Here is a 15,098-nt window from a genome sequence, read left to right as displayed (position 1 = left end):
CGACCTCACTGCCAGGATCGGTGGTAGGCGCCCAGGGTGGTCTGGCTGCCTTCGGAAAGCCCGTCCAGCGCCTTGCGCCAGTGCTCCTGCACGGCGAACCGCCGGGGCTCGCGGGCGTGGGCGTCCAGCGCCTCGCGCCACACCCGCGTCACCTGCTCCACGTAGGCGGGGCTGCGCTGGCGGCCCTCGATCTTCACCGCGGCGATGCCCATGGCGGCCAGTTCGGGGATCAGGTCCAGGGTATTCAGGCTGGTGGGCTCCTCCAGCGCGTGGAAGCGCTGGTCGTCCACCAGGAAGCGGCCCTTGCACAGGGTCGGGTAGCCGGCGGCCTCCTCTGGGGAATAGCGGTCGATCAGCACCCCGCCCAGGCGCGAACTCAGGCCCCGGGCGTCCTCCTGCCAGCGCACGGCCTTGGCCGGCGAGCACACGCCGCAGAGGTTGGGCGACTCGCCGGTGACGTAGGACGACAGGTGGCAGCGGCCCTCGGCCATGATGCACAGGCTGCCGAAGGCGAACACCTCCAGCGGCAGCGTGCATTTCTCCGCCAGCTGGCGCACCTGGGCCAGCGACAGCACCCGCGGCAGCACGGCCCGGCGCACGTTGTAGCGCTGCTGGTAGAAGGCCAGCGCGGCCGCGTTGGTGGCCGAGCCCTGTACCGACAGGTGCAGGTTCAGGTCGGGATGGCGCCGGCTGGCGTAGGCCAGCACGCCCGGGTCCGCGGCGATCAGGGCGTCGACGCCCAGGTCCGCCGCGCGGTCCACGGCGCGCTGCCAGCGCGCCCAGCCATCGGGCTGGGCGTAGGTGTTGACCGCCACGTACAACTGGCGCCCCGCCCGGCGGATCAGCTGCAGGCCGGTGTCCAGCTGCCGCTCGTCCAGGTTGAGGCCCGCGAAGTGGCGGGCGTTGGTGTCGTCGCGGAAGCCCACGTAGATGGCATCCGCGCCTTGCTGCAGCGCAGCCTTGAGGGCGGGCAGACTGCCCGCCGGACATACCAGGTGCATGGATCGACCTCGGTGTATTCGGTTGCGGCGCCCACTCTCGGGCAGCAGCCCTGTCCGTGCCTTGATTGCAATCAAGCCGCCGCCGCAGAGCGGCGTCTGCTCAACCCAACAGCGTGTCGAGCGCCAGGAAATCCACGGGTTCGCCCTGCGCCAGGGTGCGTCCCGCCTCGACGATCGCCAGCCCCTCGGCCCAGCACAGGCCGGTCAGCATGGCGGAGCCTTGCTTGGCATGGGGCACCACCTCCAGCCCGTTCAGGCCCTCCTCCAGCCGCGCCCGCAGGTACTGGCGCCGGCCATTGGCCGTGGGCCAGTCGAAGCCGGCGGCGATGGGGATGGCGCGCGGCAGCACGTCGCGGCGCCCCTGGGCCTTGAGCAGGAACGGGCGCGCCACCACCAGCGCGGTGAGCAGCGCCGCCACCGGATTGCCGGGCAGGCCGATCCACGGCGTGCCACGCACCCGTCCGAACGCGAACGGCTTGCCGGGCTGGATGGCCAGGCGCCACAGGCTCAGTTCGCCCAGCTCGCGCACCGCCTGCTTGAGATGATCCTCCTCGCCGACCGACACGCCACCGGAGGTCATCAGCACGTCACATTCCGCAGCGGCCTGGCTCAGCGCATCGCGGCTTGCCGCCAGGTCGTCGATCAGCACCCCGCATTCCTCGACCTCCAGGCCCAGGCCGCGCAGCGCGCCCGCCAGGCCGTAGCGATTGGCGTTGTAGATCTGCCCGGGCAGCAGGACCTCGCCCGGCTCGCGCAATTCGTCGCCACTGCTCAGCAGGCCAACCCGCAGGCGCCGGTGCACCACCACCTCGGGCACGCCCAGGCTGGCCAGCAGGCCCAGCTCGGGCGCCCGCAGCCGCTGGCCGGCGGCGAAGATCAGCGCGCCGCGGTCGAACTCCTCGCCGCGCCGGCGCACGTGGGCGCCCGGCCGGCAGGGTTCCAGCCAGACGCCATCGCCCTCGGCCCGGGCCTGCTCCTGGGGCACCACGGCATCGGCGCCGTCCGGCAGCGGCGCGCCGGTGAAGATGCGCACCGCATGGCCGGGTGGCAGGCTCGCCTGCCCCGTGTCCCCCGCCGCGATGCGCCCTGCCAGGGGCAGGCGCCCGCCCAGCTCGGGCAGGTCGCGGGCGCACAGGGCGTAGCCGTCCATGGCGCTGTTGTCCCAGGCCGGCATCGGCCGCAGCGCATGGATCGGCTCGGCCAGGGTCAGGCCCTGCGCCTGCTCCAGCGGCACCCAGGCCGGCGGCGGCGGATTCGGCGCCCGCGCCAGCAGCTCGGCGATGGCCTCGTCGACCGGGCGCAGGCCGCCCTGGTCGCAGCCGCAGCCGTTCATGACCGGCTCCCGCACATGGCCGCCGGCTGGTCGTCCAGGCGCTTCAGGTGGGGCACGAAATTGCAGGGACGGGTGCGGCTGTCCAGCTGCTCGACGAGAATGCCGTCCCAGGCGGTGCGGCACGCCCCCGGCGAGCCGGGCAGGCAGCACACCAGGGTGCCGTTGCTGATCCCGGCCAGGGCGCGCGACTGCACGGTGGAGGTGCCGATCTCAGCCAGGGACAGCTGGCGGAACAGCTCGCCGAAGCCGTCCACCGTCTTGTCCAGCAGCGGTGCCACGGCCTGCGGCGTGTTGTCCCGGGCGGTGAAGCCGGTGCCGCCGGTGAGCAGCACCACCTGCACCAGCGGGTCGGCGATCCAGGCGCACAGCCGGGCGCGAATCAGCCAGATGTCGTCCTGCACCAGCGCCCGCTCGTAGAGGGCGTGCCCCGCCGCTTCCAGCGCCTCGGCCAGGGTCTGCCCGGAGGTGTCCGTGGCCAGCGTGCGCGTATCGCTGATGGTCAGCACCGCGATGCGCAGCGCCTGGAATTCGACGTTCGACAAGTGAGCCATGACCGCAACCTCCCAGATGATCTGGCGGCAGACTGCGCCTGTCGGCCGCCCCCGCCCATTCCCCGATGGAGGTATCACCAGGGTCGGCATGGACCCGGCCTGATCGCCGTCAATCACGGCCTAAGCCCGGATGAGCCTGCGCTCAGCGGCTCCAGCGGCGCGCCGCAGCCTGGTCGGCGGGACGCGCCTCCACCCACTGGCCGCCCTGCCCGTGCGACTCTTTCTTCCAGAACGGCGCCCGCGTCTTCAGCTGGTCCATGATGTAGGCGCAGCCCTCGAACGCGGCCTGCCGGTGGGCGCTGCCGACGCCCACGAAGACGATGGGCTCGGCCGGTGCCAGCGGGCCGAAGCGATGCACGATTTCCACCGCCAGCAGCGACCAGCGCGCGTGGGCCTCGCGCTCGATCGCCAGCAGCGCCTTCTCGGTCATGCCCGGGTAGTGCTCCAGGTACAGCTCGCCGACCGCGCCCTCGTGGTTGAAGTCGCGGACCAGGCCGACGAAGACCACCACCGCCCCGGCCCCGCCGCTGTCCCGCTGCAACGCTTCGAGCAGCCCGGCCGGATCGAAGGCCGGCGCCTGCACGCTGACGGCCACCTCAGCCGCCCGTCACCGGCGGGAAGAAGGCGACCTCGTCGCCGTCGCACAGCGCCTGCTCCAGGCCGCACAGCTCCTGGTTGCGCGCGCACATCAGGTTGCTCGCGGCCAGCTCGACCCAGGCGCCGCCGCGCGCGACCAGCCACTGGCGCAACTGCCCGACGCTGGCCAGCTCCGGCTGCCAGGCGACGCGCTCGCGGTCCAGGCCCAGGCGCTCCCGGTAGCCGGCGAAGTAATAGATGTCGAGCATGCTCCATCCTCTCCGAATCAAGGCGCCAGGCATTCCCGGCACCACCCCTCGGCCACGCGCCGGTAGCGCAGGCGGTCGTGCAGGCGATCGGGGCGCCCCTGCCAGAACTCCATTTCGTGGGGGACCAGCCGGTAGCCGCCCCAGTCGGGTGGACGGGGCGGCTCGGTGTCGAGAAAGCGGTACTTGGCCAGGGCCATGCGCGCCTCCAGCTCGCCGCGGCCGCTGATCACCTGGCTCTGTTCGCTGGCCCAGCAGGCCAGCCGGCTGGCCAGCGGGCGGCTGTTGAAGTAGTCGTCGGCCTCGTCGGCCGTGACTCGCCGCACATCGCCCTCGATGCGCAACTGGCGCTCGCAGGACGGCCAGTGGAAGGTCGCCGCTGCCCGCGGGTTGCCCGCCAGTTCCCGCCCCTTGGCGCTGCCGTGGTGGCTGAAGAACACCAGGCCGCGTTCGTCGCAGCCCTTGAGCAGCACCACCCGGCAATGGGGCTGGCCGCGGGCATCGACCGTGGCCAGGAACATCGCGTTGGCCTCGACCGGCGGCCGCTCGCGCACCATCGCCTCATGCAGCCAGCCCTGCAGCAGTTGCAGCGGCGACTCCGGGGCGTTCCGTTCGAGGGGCGCATCGTGGCCGTATTGCCGGCGCATGCCTCTCAGGTCATCGCTCGTGTGCATGGACGGCTCTCCGCGGGAAGATGCCGGCAGTCTGTGCGGCGCGCCGATGGTCCACCTTGACCAAACTCAAGACGCCCGGAAGTGCCCCGAAGCGCCGCCACTCTTCTCCAGCAGACGCACGGTCTCGATCACCATGCCGCGGTCCACCGCCTTGCACATGTCGTAGAGGGTCAGCGCGGCGATGCTGGCGGCGGTCAGCGCCTCCATCTCCACCCCGGTCTGCCCGGCCAGCTTGCAGCGCGCCTGGATGCGCACGCAGTCGCTGCCCTCGGCCTCCAGCTCGACCTTGATGCCGGTCAGCAGCAGCGGGTGGCACAGCGGGATCAGCTCATGGGTCCGCTTCGCCGCCTGGATGCCGGCGACGCGCGCCACGGCGAACACGTCGCCCTTGGGGTGGCTGCCGTCGGCGATCATCGCCAGGGTGGCAGGCAGCATCCGCACGCGGGCCTCGGCCAGCGCCTCGCGGGTGGTCTCCGCCTTGTCGGTGACATCCACCATGTTGGCGTGGCCCTGGGCATCGAGGTGGGTCAGCATCGTCATCTCCGTCATCAGATAAGGTTGAGCCGGCGCGCCAGCTTGCGCAGGTTGCTCGGGTCGATCTGCAGCGCCCGCGCCGCGGCGGCCCACTTGCCGGCGTTCTGCTCCAGCACGCTCTTGATCAGGTCGCGCTGGTAGCGGTCGACCGCCTGCTGCAGCGACTCCTGCGGCGCCAGCGGCAGCGGCGCGGCGGCCGCCTGGGGCTCGGCCGGCAGCGAGTCCAGCCCCAGCCAGGGAGCCTCGATGCTCAGCAGCGCGGTGCGCGACTCGGCCTGGCTGAGCACCTTCAGCGCGGCGCGGCTGATCACGTGTTCCAGCTCGCGGATGTTGCCCGGCCAGGCGTAGGCCAGCAGCGCGCGCTCGGCATCCGGCGACAGGCGCAGGCAGCGCAGCCCCAGGCGCGCCCGGTTGAGTTCGAGGAAGTGCCCGGCCAGCACCAGCACGTCGCGGCCACGCTCGCGCAGCGGCGGGATGTGCACCGGGTAGACGGACAGGCGATGGTAGAGGTCGGCGCGGAAGCGCCCTTCCCTCACCTCCTCCCACAGGCGCCGGTTGGTCGCGGTGATCACCCGCACGTCGACGTGGCGCGGCTGGTCGGCGCCGAGGCGCTGGATCTCGCCGCCCTGCAGGGCGCGCAGCAGCTTGGCCTGGATCGACAGCGGCAGTTCGCCGATCTCGTCGAGGAACAGGGTGCCGCCGTTGGCCGCCTCGAAGCGCCCGGCGCGGTCCTGGCCGGCGCCGGAGAATGCGCCTTTGATATGGCCGAACAGCTCGCTCTCGGCCAGGGTCTCCGGCAGCGCCGCGCAGTTGACGTAGACCAGCGGCTTGCGCGCCCGCGGCGAGTGGGCGTGCAGCCAGCGGGCGAACAGTTCCTTGCCGACGCCGGTCTCGCCCTGCAGCAGCACCGGCAGGTCGGAGTCGGCCACCACCGCCAGCTCGTCGAGCAACTGGCGCAGCAGCGGGCTCTCGCCGAGGATCGCGCCCTCGGTCTCGTGGCCGCCCTCCACGGTCTCGCGCCGGGCCAGGCGCAGGCTGCGCACCTCGCCTTCCAGGCGGCTGATGCGCAGCGCGGTCTCGATCATCAGCGCCCAGCGCTGCAGGCGGTGGGCCGTGGCGCGGTCGAAGCTGCCGGGGGTCAGCGCGTCGAGGGTGATCGCGCCCCACAGGCGGCCGTCCAGGTACAGGCTCATGCCCATGCAGTCGTGTACCGGCAACGGCTCGTCGGGGCTGTCCTGCAGCAGGCCGTCGTAGGGGTCGGCGAGTTCGCTGTCGGCGGCGAACTGCAGCGGCTCGCGCTGGGCCAGGATCTGCGCCAGACGCGGATGGCGCGCCAGCAGGAAGCTGCGCCCCAGCGCCTCGTGGGCCAGGCCGACTGCCGCCTGGGGTCGCAGGCTCTCGCCATCCAGGCGCAGCAGCACCACCGCGCTGCAGGCGAACTCTTCGCGCAGGCTGACCACCAGCCGCTGCAGGCGGATCGCCGTCGGCAGCTCGCCGTTGAGGTCGGCCAGCAGGGCATTCTGCAGCGGGGTCAAATCTACCATTTCGGGTATCCGTTACCTGATCCGTGACAGGTAAATTAAACCCGCTCGCCGCGCAAACCCTTGATTTGCGTCAACCCGGACGACGGCACGCCGTTTGCGATGGAGGTATCGGACCTAGCCCGATAAGGAGACCCTCCATGGCCGCCCAACTGCTCGACGACACGCTCGGCAACCTGGCCTGCAACCTGCCCGGCGCCACCCGGGTATTCCACGAATTCCACCTGGACTTCTGCTGCGGCGGCGCCAAGAGCCTGCGCCAGGCGGCCCGGGAGCGCGGCATCGACGCCGGCGAAGTGGCGGCCCGCCTGCTCGCCCTCGACCCGCAGGACGCGGGCGAGGAAACCTGGCGCGAGGCCGCGCCGGCGCAGCTGATCGACCATGTGCTGACCCGCTACCACGCCATCCACCGCCAGCAGCTGCCGGAGCTGATCCGCCTGGCCGCGCGGGTGGAGCAGGTGCACGGCCGCCGCGAGGAATGCCCGAACGGCCTCACCGAGCTGCTGATGGAGATGCAGCAGGAACTGGAAAGCCACATGCAGAAGGAGGAGCAGGTGCTGTTCCCGATGATCCTGCGTGGCGCCGGCGCCATGGCCGGCGGGCCGATCTCGGTGATGCGCTTCGAGCACGACCAGCACGGCGAGGCCCTGGAGCGGCTCGCCGAACTCACCGACGACATCCGCGCACCGGCCGGCGCCTGCAACACCTGGCAGGCGCTGTATCGCGGCCTCAACGAACTGCGCGTGGACCTGATGCAGCACATCCACCTGGAGAACAACCTGCTGTTCCCGCGTGCGCTGGGTATGGAGGTGAGCCATGGGTGAGTACCGCAAGCTCTGGTGGACGCTGATCGCCGTGCTCGGCGCCACCTTCTGCCTGCTCGGCTGGTTCGGCCGCGAGGTCTACCGCCAGGCGCCGCCGATTCCCGAGCAGGTGGTGAGCGCGGACGGCGCGGCGCTGTTCGGCGCCGACGACATCCTCGACGGCCAGACCGCCTGGCAGAGCGTCGGCGGCATGCAGCTCGGCTCCATCTGGGGCCACGGCGCCTACCAGGCGCCGGACTGGACGGCCGACTGGCTGCACCGCGAACTGACCGCCTGGCTCGACCTGGCCGCGCAGGACGCCTACGCCAAGCCCTTCGCCGAACTCGACGACGATCTCCAGGCCCTGCTGCGCCAGCGCCTGAGGCGCGAGTATCGCGACAACGATGTGGCAGGCGGCGTGCTGGTCCTGAGCGAGCGCCGCGCGGCCGCCATCCGCCAGACCGCCGACTACTACAACGCGCTGTTCAGCGACGACCCGGCGCTGCAAGCGAGCCGCAAGAGCTTCGCCATGAAGGAGAACACCCTGCCCGACGCCGCCCGGCGCGAGCAGATGAGCCGTTTCTTCTTCTGGACCGCCTGGGCGGCCGCCACCGAGCGCCCGGAATCCACGGCGACCTACACCAACAACTGGCCCCACGAGCCGCTGATCGGCAACGTGCCGACCGCCGAGAATCTGATGTGGTCGATCGCCAGCGTGATCCTGCTGATCGCCGGGGTGGGCTTCCTGGTCTGGGCCTGGGCCTTCCTGCGCGACCATGAGGAGGAAGAGCCGGTCGTACCGCCGCAGGACCCGCTGACCCTGGCCGGCCTCACCCCGTCGCAGAAGGCGCTGGGCAAGTACCTGCTGCTGGTGGTCGGGCTGTTCGGCTTCCAGGTCATGCTCGGCGGCGCCACCGCCCACTACACGGTGGAGGGCCAGGACTTCTACGGCCTCCCGCTGTCGCAGTGGTTCCCCTACTCGCTGCTGCGCACCTGGCACATCCAGAGCGCGCTGTTCTGGATCGCCACCGGCTTCCTCGCCGCCGGCCTGTTCCTGGCGCCGCTGATCAACGGCGGCAAGGACCCGAAATACCAGAAGCTCGGCGTCGACGTGCTGTTCTGGGCGCTGGTGGTCGTGGTGCTCGGCTCCTTCGTCGGCAACTACCTGGCCATCGCCCAGATCATACCGGCCGAGTGGAACTTCTGGCTCGGCCACCAGGGCTACGAATACGTCGACCTCGGCCGCCTGTGGCAGATCGGCAAGTTCCTCGGCATCGTGTTCTGGCTGGTGCTGATGCTGCGCGGCATCCTGCCCGCGTTCGCCAAACCGGGCGACAAGAACCTGCTGGCCCTGCTCTCCGCCTCGGTGATCGCCATCGGCCTGTTCTACGGCGCCGGCCTGGCCTACGGCGAGCGCACCCACCTGTCGGTGATGGAGTACTGGCGCTGGTGGGTGGTGCACCTGTGGGTGGAAGGCTTCTTCGAGGTCTTCGCCACCACCGCGCTGGCCTTCGTCTTCTCCAGCATGGGCCTGGTGTCGCGCCGCGCCGCCACCACCGCCAGCCTGGCGTCGGCCTCGCTGTTCATGCTCGGCGGCGTGCCCGGCACCTTCCACCACCTGTACTTCGCCGGCACCACCACGCCGGTGATGGCGGTGGGCGCCACCTTCAGCGCCCTGGAAGTGGTGCCGCTGGTGGTGCTCGGCTACGAGGCCTGGGAGAACTGGCGCCTCAAGGGCCGCGCGCCCTGGATGGAACGGGTCAAGTGGCCGCTGATGTGCTTCGTCGCCGTGGCCTTCTGGAACATGCTCGGCGCCGGTGTGTTCGGCTTCATGATCAACCCGCCGATCTCGCTGTACTACATCCAGGGACTCAACACCACGCCGGTACACGCCCACGCCGCGCTGTTCGGGGTGTACGGCTTCCTCGCCCTGGGCTTCACCCTGCTGGTGCTGCGCTACATCCGCCCGCAACTGGTGTTCAGCGAGCGCCTGATGAAGGTGGCCTTCTGGTGGCTGAACGGCGGCCTGGTGCTGATGATCGCCACCAGCCTGCTGCCCATCGGCATCATCCAGTTCCACGCCAGTGTCAGCCAGGGCCTGTGGTACGCCCGCAGCGAGGCCTTCATGCAGCAGGACCTGCTACAGACCCTGCGCTGGGTGCGCACCTTCGGCGACGTGGTGTTCATCGTCGGCGCCCTGGCCATGGCCTGGCAGGTGATCAGCGGCTTCTTCTCCCCCACTGCCAGCACCGTGCCGCGGGGCGCGGAAGGAGGTGTCACGACGGTCGGCTGATTATCGAATGACATGTGTTTTGGCTAGGCTCGGCCCGCGTTCGCGGGCCGAGTCATCAAGGCCACTGACTACACTCGGACAGAGGTTTCGCACAGGAGTCGCTCCCATGCAGGCACACAAGCTCATCACCCGGCTCGACACACCCGGCACCACGGCCCTGTGGAAGGTGTTCTGGCTCCACGGCGTACTGGTCAGCCATCTGCTGTTCGGCACCATCCTGCTGCTCTACCAAGCCATCGACAGCACCTCGCTCGCCCTGCTGCTGCTCGGTTTCATCGGCTACACGGCGTGGCTGCTGAACGCCGTCTGGCGCAACGCCGGCAACGTGCGCGAAGCCATCTACGGCGAGATGGCCCGCTTCCTGACCGTGGCCTGGTCGATCAACGCGGTGCTGGTCTCGGCGTTTCTCCTGCTCGCCCACCTGCAGCCGCCGGGCCAAGGCCTGCCCTTCTGAGCGTCACAGCGGCGGCGTGAGGTAGGCCGCGGTATGGCCGCGCCGCTCCGCGCTGGCCTCCAGTTCCCAGCGCGCCAGGCTGCGCAGGTGCACCTCGTCCGGGCCATCGGCGAAACGCAGCGCGCGGCCCTGGGTGTAGAAGTCGGCCAGCGGCGTGTCCGGGCTCAGGCCCATGGCGCCGAACACCTGCATGGCGCGGTCCACCACCCGGCACAGCATGCGCGGCACCTGCGCCTTGATCATGGCGATCTCCCGCCTGGCCGCCCTGGCACCCACCGCGTCCAGCATCCAGGCGGTCTTCAGCACCAGCAGGCGCGCCTGCTCGATGTCCAGGCGCGATTCGCCGATCCAGTCGCCGATGTTGGCGTACTGCCCCAGGTGGCGACCGAACACCCGCCGCTCCTGGCAACGCTCCAGCAACAGCTGCAGGGCCAGCTCGGCCATGCCGATGGCGCGCATGCAGTGGTGCACGCGGCCCGGCCCCAGGCGGGCCTGGGCCATCATGAAGCCCTCCCCCTCGCGCCCGAGCAGGTGATCCAGCGGCACCCGCACGTCGCGCAGGAGGATCTCGGCGTGACCTTCGGGCGACAGGTGGTTGAGCACCGGGATATTGCGCAGCACCTGCACGCCCGGCGTGTCGAACGGCACCAGCAGCATGCTTTGCTGGTGATGGGGTTCGGCGTCGGGCGCCGTCTTGCCCATCACCACCAGCAGGCGGCACTGCGGATGCGCGGCATTGGTGATGAACCACTTGCGCCCGTTCAGCACGTAGTGGTCGCCGTCGCGGTGGATCAGCGTCTGCACGTTGCCGGCGTCCGACGAGGCGACGTCCGGCTCGCTCATGGCGAAGGCCGAGCGTATCTCTCCCTTCAGCAGCGGCCGCAGCCAGCGCCGGCGTTGTTCCGGGCTGGCGAACAGATGCAGCAGCTCCATGTTGCCGGTGTCCGGGGCGCTGCAGTTGAACACCTCGGAGGCCCAGGGCAGCCGCCCCATGATTTCCGCCAGCGGCGCGTATTCCAGGTTGTTCAGACGGGTGCCCGGCTCGTCGGCCGCCAGGGCCGGCAGGAACAGGTTCCACAGCCCCTCGCTGCGCGCCAGGGCCTTGAGGTCGCCCATGAAGGACACTGGCAGGCGCCCCTCGCGGGTCTCGGCCAGCCACTGGCCGTGGCGTGGCACCAGGTGGGTGTCCATGAAGTCCTGCAACTGCTGGCGCAGCGCTTCCACTCGCGGGCTGAAGGCAAAGTCCATCGCATCTTCCTCGGGTCGGGATCGGGAACCCCAGCCTAAGGATGGCGACAGATGCGGCGAAGGATACTGGGCGGCGTGGATGCCCCGGCATCACGCCCTTCGCGAAGGGTGCTCGGCTTGACGCCGGTCATGGCGGCGCCTGCGCCTCACGGGTCGTCGAACGTGCCGATGAAGCGCATGTCGTTGTAGGTCCTGCCCGGCTCGGTCTCGATGAAGGTCGCGTTGCCGTAGTAGCTCAGGGAGTTGCCGCTGACGATGCCCATCGAACGGCACTTCGCGACGATGGCCCGCTCCGTCTCCAGGCTCCGGCAGCCGACCTCCTTGCACAGCTCCTCGATCGGCACCACCACGTTATCGGCCGTGCCGTAGGTGCCGAACATGTCGGTGTCGATGAAGGTGCAGCCGAAGTCGCGGTGGATGCCGCAGTTCGACTCCGGGTCCTCGAGTCCCTCGAAGTACGCGTTGAACTCATCGAAGCTCTTGCTGGTGGTGCCGACCCAGACGGAAATCTTTCCCCGGGTGCCGTCGTCGATCATGCGAATGGCCTGCCTGAGTTAACTGTTGCTGCTGAGCTTAGCGTTCTGTGGGAGCGGACTTGTCCGCGAACGGGGCCGACATCAAGGCTTCGCGGCCAAGGCCGCTCCCACAGGAGCACGACAGTGGTGGAAATCACGCTCTTGCCAGGCAGGCGAAACGAGCAAATCAAGAGCCGCTTTCATCCAAGACCACCAACTCCCGGCGGATAGCCCGAACACACCAGAACCTTCGAAGCATCGGTCTCCGGATAGACCCACAGCTGCCAGTTGGCCAGCAGCCAGCGCGTGCTGATCGCCTGAACCTGCCCCGCCGCCAACGCCTCGCGAGGCAGTTGGCACTCCCGGTGGCCGGCCTTGTATCCCGTGGTGCAGATCAACGAGAACCCACTGTCCGAACCAGCATCCGAGACCAGTATGAAATCGACGACATCCTCGAAAGGATGCCGTGCCGGGAATCGGAAGACGCTGCCTCTCCAGAGGTTCTCATCCTCGTGATCCTGCAGCGGGGTCCAGTCGATCTTCATGGCTTGGTGCCTGGTATCGGGCCAATGGTGTCTCGGTCACCCCGGCTCTCGGTTGCAATGCCTTGCGCATGAAACAAGCGCGCGTCCATTCCCATGCCCTGCGCCTAGACTTCGGCAGACGGCTTGCGCGTCCCGCCGAGCCATATCGCCAGCACAGCCAGGATGACGGCAAGACCGGCGGCGATGGCGGCGGGTTCGAGGCCGAGCAAGGTCCTGCCGATATTGCCGGAGGCAAGGGAGCCACCGTACGAGTCCTCGATGGCGTGGGCGAACAGGGCGCCGCCCATGACGATGATCGTCAGGGCACCGGCGAGCCGGACGTTGCCCTTGACCCAGGCCAGCCACAGGCACAGCGCGCCGATGGCGCAGTTGGTGGTCAGTTGCCAGACCTCGTGCAGCCGCGCATGGGGCGGCCATTCGGGATTGAAGACATGGGAAGCGTTGATTTCCAGCGCCGGAACGACGATGGCGAATATCGCGACCCCGAGTGTGATCAGAACCCTGGCAAGCATGACTCCCTCCCCATGATGACCGCTCCAGGGACTGCGGCAGCGGGCAATACCTTTCCAGAGAAGGCGCGCGGCGCTGCAAATCCCTCGGCCGGCGACGCCGGCGTGGCCGGGAGGTTAGCCCGAAGCCGGCGTGCCTTCGGGTCGGCGCTGCTAGAAGCGGTAGTCAATCCCCACGCTCAGGCTGCGGCCGTTGCCGCTGAGGAAGGTGGGCTGGCTGGCGTCGGCGCGGTTGCGGATCACGTAGCTGCTGGCGTAGACCTCGTCGGTCAGGTTGTCGCCCTGCAGGTACAGCGACAGCCCCTCGCTCGCCTTGTAGCTCGCCTTCAGGCCCCACAGCGCGTAGCTGTCCTGGTAGTTGCCGCGCGTGTTGGCGTGGTCGGTCGGGGTGTCCTGGGGCAGCCAGCGCAGGTTGGGGCCGACGCTCCAAGGGCCGCGCCGGTAGAGCAGCTCGGCCGCCAGCAGCTGGCGCGGCACGCCGGCGATCCGGTTGCCGGCGAACTCGCCGCCGCGGAAGCGGAAGTCGCTGAAGGTCCAGGCCAGGCGGTAGGCCAGGTCGCCGCCGAGGCTGGCGGCGGTCGGCAGCAGGCCCTTGAGCCCGGCCTCCACGCCGCGATGGCGGGTGCGCGAAGCGTAGTTGTAGGTGCCGACCTTGACGCCCAGGCTGTCGCTGGTGGAGATCAGCTCGTCCTCCACGTCGCTGTGGTACAGGGACAGGCTCCACTCGTTCGCGCCGACCCGGCCCTGGCCGCCGATCTCGTAGGTGGTGGCGCGCTGCACGTCGAGTTCGACCAGCTGCGCCGTGGCCAGCGCCGGGGCGATCGGCGGGACCTGGCCGGTGACGATCTCCCAGAAGGTCGGCGCCTCGTGGCTGCGGCTGACGTTGGCGTACCAGCGCTGGTTGTCGGCGGGCGTCCAGTTCAGGCCGATCTTCGGCGTGGCGTAGTTCCAGCCCTGGTCCAGGCTGGCGCCACCATCGCGCGAGCGGGCGTCGCGGCTGACGTCGCTCCACTTCACCTCGGTCACCAGGGTCCAGTCGTCGGCCAGGCGCCAGTCCAGGCCGACCAGCAGGTCCAGGTTGCGCGCCTCCAGGTCGAAGTCGCCGAAGCGCTGCAGGCGCCGACCGTCCTCGCCGCTGTTGGCGTACAGCTCGCGAGCCGTGTCGCTGTAGGACCAGCCGGCGCCGAGGCGATAGCCGAACAGGCGCTGCTCGCCTTCGAGGCTCCACTGGGCGCCGAGCGTGTCGCTGTCGGTCTGGGTATGGCTGAGCGGGTCGGTGAAGTCGTCCACCGTGTTCTGCCCATAGACGCCGAAGCTCTGCTGCCAACCCTCGCCCTTCCACAGGGTGCGGTTGGCGATGCGCAGTTGCTGGGTGTCGCGGTGCGGGTCGCGCCGGTAGATGTTGAGCATGCGGTCCTGCGGGGTGCTGCCGTCGCCCAGCACGCTGCGCGGCTCGTCCTCCAGGCGCGCCTTGGTGATGACGTTGGGGATCTCGAAGGTGAGGTCGCTCCAGGACAGGTAGCTGCGGTTCTCCACGCCGTTGCCCAGGTCCAGGCCGAAGTTGCTCTGCACCAGGGTGCGGTGCGAGGCGGAGTGGTGGCGGTAGCCGTCGTACTCGTCCTGGCTGACGCTGACCCGCGCATCGTGCCCGCCCGCCGCCAGGCCGGCGGCGGCCTGCAGGGCGTAGCGGCCGAAGCTGCCGCCTTCGACGCGCAGGCGGCCGGCCTCGTCGGCGCCGGTCAGCGAGCCGAACTCCAGTTCGCCGCCCAGGGTGGTGGCGCCGGGGCTGCCGGCGTTGGCGCCGCGCCGGGCGCCGATCCAGGCAGCGTTGCGTGGCTCCAGCAGGCCGATGACGAAGGAGCCGTCGGCCTCGTTGAGCGGCAGGCCGTCCTGCAGCAACAGCACGCCGCGGTTGACCGGGTTGCTCTGGATGCCCGAGCCGCGGATGTTCAGGCGCGGCTGGTCGGTGCCGCCGAAGAAGTCCTGGATGACCAGGCCCGGCTGGTAGTCCAGCGCATCGCGCAGGGTCGCCAGGCGCGTCTCGCCCTGCGGCTCGGCCAGGTTGGTGCCGCCCGGCACGCGGGCCAGTCGCTCGCGCGCGGCCTCCACGGACTGGCTGGCCGGCGCCTGGCGCTGGCCGCTGATCCGCAGCGGCTCCAGCTCCACGTTGTCGGCGGCCGCGACGGCCAGGGGCAGCGCGCTCAGGATCGCCAGGGGCAGGAGTTTCGGGGTGAAGGATCGACTCATGACACAAC

The 15,098-nt window shown here is 70.0% G+C and carries 16 protein-coding genes; 3 read left to right on the top strand and 13 right to left on the bottom strand.

What is annotated here, in order from left to right; genetic code table 11:
- Positions 1 to 5 precede the first annotated feature (5 nt).
- The 8 genes from N7640_RS17170 to norR form a co-directional block, all read right to left on the bottom strand.
- Complete coding sequence (locus N7640_RS17170) at positions 6 to 1,001, bottom strand: U32 family peptidase (RefSeq protein ID WP_279901984.1); 996 nt, start codon at positions 999 to 1,001, stop codon at positions 6 to 8.
- Positions 1,002 to 1,101: 100 nt separating this feature from the next.
- Positions 1,102 to 2,334, bottom strand: a complete 1,233-nt coding sequence (gene glp, locus N7640_RS17165; RefSeq protein ID WP_279901985.1) for a gephyrin-like molybdotransferase Glp — start codon at positions 2,332 to 2,334, stop codon at positions 1,102 to 1,104.
- Positions 2,331 to 2,885: a molybdenum cofactor biosynthesis protein B gene (gene moaB / locus N7640_RS17160; protein ID WP_279901986.1), complete on the bottom strand. Its 555-nt coding sequence runs from the start codon at positions 2,883 to 2,885 to the stop codon at positions 2,331 to 2,333. Before moaB ends, glp begins: the two co-directional genes overlap by 4 nt.
- Before the next feature lie 142 nt (positions 2,886 to 3,027).
- Positions 3,028 to 3,480, bottom strand: a complete 453-nt coding sequence (locus tag N7640_RS17155; protein WP_279901987.1) for a molybdenum cofactor biosynthesis protein MoaE — start codon at positions 3,478 to 3,480, stop codon at positions 3,028 to 3,030.
- Position 3,481: 1 nt separating this feature from the next.
- Positions 3,482 to 3,730 carry a MoaD/ThiS family protein gene (locus tag N7640_RS17150; protein WP_279901988.1) on the bottom strand — a complete coding sequence of 83 codons (249 nt, stop codon included), beginning with the start codon at positions 3,728 to 3,730 and terminating at the stop codon, positions 3,482 to 3,484.
- Positions 3,731 to 3,747: 17 nt separating this feature from the next.
- A complete protein-coding gene (gene pdxH / locus N7640_RS17145) occupies positions 3,748 to 4,401 on the bottom strand; it encodes a pyridoxamine 5'-phosphate oxidase (protein WP_279901989.1) in 654 nt (217 codons plus the stop codon).
- Between the two features lie 66 nt (positions 4,402 to 4,467).
- Positions 4,468 to 4,935, bottom strand: a complete 468-nt coding sequence (gene moaC / locus N7640_RS17140; RefSeq protein WP_279901990.1) for a cyclic pyranopterin monophosphate synthase MoaC — start codon at positions 4,933 to 4,935, stop codon at positions 4,468 to 4,470.
- 14 nt (positions 4,936 to 4,949) lie between these two features.
- On the bottom strand, positions 4,950 to 6,479 hold the full coding sequence (gene norR / locus N7640_RS17135; RefSeq protein ID WP_220815761.1) for a nitric oxide reductase transcriptional regulator NorR: 1,530 nt from the start codon (positions 6,477 to 6,479) through the stop codon (positions 4,950 to 4,952).
- A 137-nt stretch (positions 6,480 to 6,616) separates the two neighbouring features.
- Between norR and ytfE the strand changes: the two genes are divergently transcribed.
- The 3 genes from ytfE (at position 6,617) to N7640_RS17120 (ending at position 10,026) form a co-directional block, all read left to right on the top strand.
- Positions 6,617 to 7,300 (top strand): iron-sulfur cluster repair protein YtfE, encoded by a 684-nt coding sequence (ytfE, locus tag N7640_RS17130; RefSeq protein WP_279901991.1) that lies wholly within the window; start codon positions 6,617 to 6,619, stop codon positions 7,298 to 7,300.
- Positions 7,293 to 9,572, top strand: coding sequence for a nitric-oxide reductase large subunit (locus N7640_RS17125; protein ID WP_279901992.1), 2,280 nt, complete (start codon positions 7,293 to 7,295; stop codon positions 9,570 to 9,572). Before ytfE ends, N7640_RS17125 begins: the two co-directional genes overlap by 8 nt.
- Before the next feature lie 106 nt (positions 9,573 to 9,678).
- Positions 9,679 to 10,026, top strand: a complete 348-nt coding sequence (locus N7640_RS17120; RefSeq protein WP_279901993.1) for a hypothetical protein — start codon at positions 9,679 to 9,681, stop codon at positions 10,024 to 10,026.
- A 3-nt stretch (positions 10,027 to 10,029) separates the two neighbouring features.
- On the opposite strand, the gene N7640_RS17115 is transcribed toward N7640_RS17120, so the two are convergent.
- From N7640_RS17115 to N7640_RS17095, 5 genes are all read right to left on the bottom strand, one after another.
- Positions 10,030 to 11,274: an acyl-CoA dehydrogenase family protein gene (locus tag N7640_RS17115; RefSeq protein ID WP_279901994.1), complete on the bottom strand. Its 1,245-nt coding sequence runs from the start codon at positions 11,272 to 11,274 to the stop codon at positions 10,030 to 10,032.
- Between the two features lie 146 nt (positions 11,275 to 11,420).
- Positions 11,421 to 11,810, bottom strand: coding sequence for an immunity 22 family protein (locus N7640_RS17110; RefSeq protein ID WP_279901995.1), 390 nt, complete (start codon positions 11,808 to 11,810; stop codon positions 11,421 to 11,423).
- A gap of 179 nt (positions 11,811 to 11,989) precedes the next feature.
- Positions 11,990 to 12,334, bottom strand: coding sequence for an Imm45 family immunity protein (imm45, locus tag N7640_RS17105; RefSeq protein WP_279901996.1), 345 nt, complete (start codon positions 12,332 to 12,334; stop codon positions 11,990 to 11,992).
- Between the two features lie 104 nt (positions 12,335 to 12,438).
- Entirely contained in the window at positions 12,439 to 12,846 is a 408-nt protein-coding gene (locus N7640_RS17100) for a hypothetical protein (protein WP_279901997.1), read from the bottom strand.
- Positions 12,847 to 12,996: 150 nt separating this feature from the next.
- On the bottom strand, positions 12,997 to 15,090 hold the full coding sequence (locus N7640_RS17095; protein ID WP_279901999.1) for a TonB-dependent receptor: 2,094 nt from the start codon (positions 15,088 to 15,090) through the stop codon (positions 12,997 to 12,999).
- Positions 15,091 to 15,098 lie beyond the last annotated feature (8 nt).

Origin of the sequence: Pseudomonas sp. GD04015 (assembly GCF_029837675.1) — a bacterium.
GTDB lineage: Bacteria > Pseudomonadota > Gammaproteobacteria > Pseudomonadales > Pseudomonadaceae > Aquipseudomonas > Aquipseudomonas paralcaligenes.
The sequence above is the reverse complement of the archived record's forward strand: the minus strand, read 5'-3'. Positions and strand labels throughout refer to the sequence as shown.

Bases quoted from the DNA above. Each gene is read 5' to 3' on its own strand.
- moaB (WP_279901986.1), bottom strand. From the start codon at position 2,885: ATGGCTCACTTGTCGAACGTCGAATTCCAGGCGCTGCGCATCGCGGTG.
- N7640_RS17125 (WP_279901992.1), top strand. From the start codon at position 7,293: ATGGGTGAGTACCGCAAGCTCTGGTGGACGCTGATCGCCGTGCTCGGC.
- N7640_RS17170 (WP_279901984.1), bottom strand. From the start codon at position 1,001: ATGCACCTGGTATGTCCGGCGGGCAGTCTGCCCGCCCTCAAGGCTGCG.
- N7640_RS17095 (WP_279901999.1), bottom strand. From the start codon at position 15,090: ATGAGTCGATCCTTCACCCCGAAACTCCTGCCCCTGGCGATCCTGAGC.
- N7640_RS17110 (WP_279901995.1), bottom strand. From the start codon at position 11,810: ATGATCGACGACGGCACCCGGGGAAAGATTTCCGTCTGGGTCGGCACC.
- norR (WP_220815761.1), bottom strand. From the start codon at position 6,479: ATGGTAGATTTGACCCCGCTGCAGAATGCCCTGCTGGCCGACCTCAAC.
- ytfE (WP_279901991.1), top strand. From the start codon at position 6,617: ATGGCCGCCCAACTGCTCGACGACACGCTCGGCAACCTGGCCTGCAAC.
- pdxH (WP_279901989.1), bottom strand. From the start codon at position 4,401: ATGCACACGAGCGATGACCTGAGAGGCATGCGCCGGCAATACGGCCAC.
- N7640_RS17120 (WP_279901993.1), top strand. From the start codon at position 9,679: ATGCAGGCACACAAGCTCATCACCCGGCTCGACACACCCGGCACCACG.
- N7640_RS17115 (WP_279901994.1), bottom strand. From the start codon at position 11,274: ATGGACTTTGCCTTCAGCCCGCGAGTGGAAGCGCTGCGCCAGCAGTTG.
- N7640_RS17150 (WP_279901988.1), bottom strand. From the start codon at position 3,730: ATGCTCGACATCTATTACTTCGCCGGCTACCGGGAGCGCCTGGGCCTG.
- imm45 (WP_279901996.1), bottom strand. From the start codon at position 12,334: ATGAAGATCGACTGGACCCCGCTGCAGGATCACGAGGATGAGAACCTC.
- glp (WP_279901985.1), bottom strand. From the start codon at position 2,334: ATGAACGGCTGCGGCTGCGACCAGGGCGGCCTGCGCCCGGTCGACGAG.
- N7640_RS17100 (WP_279901997.1), bottom strand. From the start codon at position 12,846: ATGCTTGCCAGGGTTCTGATCACACTCGGGGTCGCGATATTCGCCATC.
- moaC (WP_279901990.1), bottom strand. From the start codon at position 4,935: ATGCTGACCCACCTCGATGCCCAGGGCCACGCCAACATGGTGGATGTC.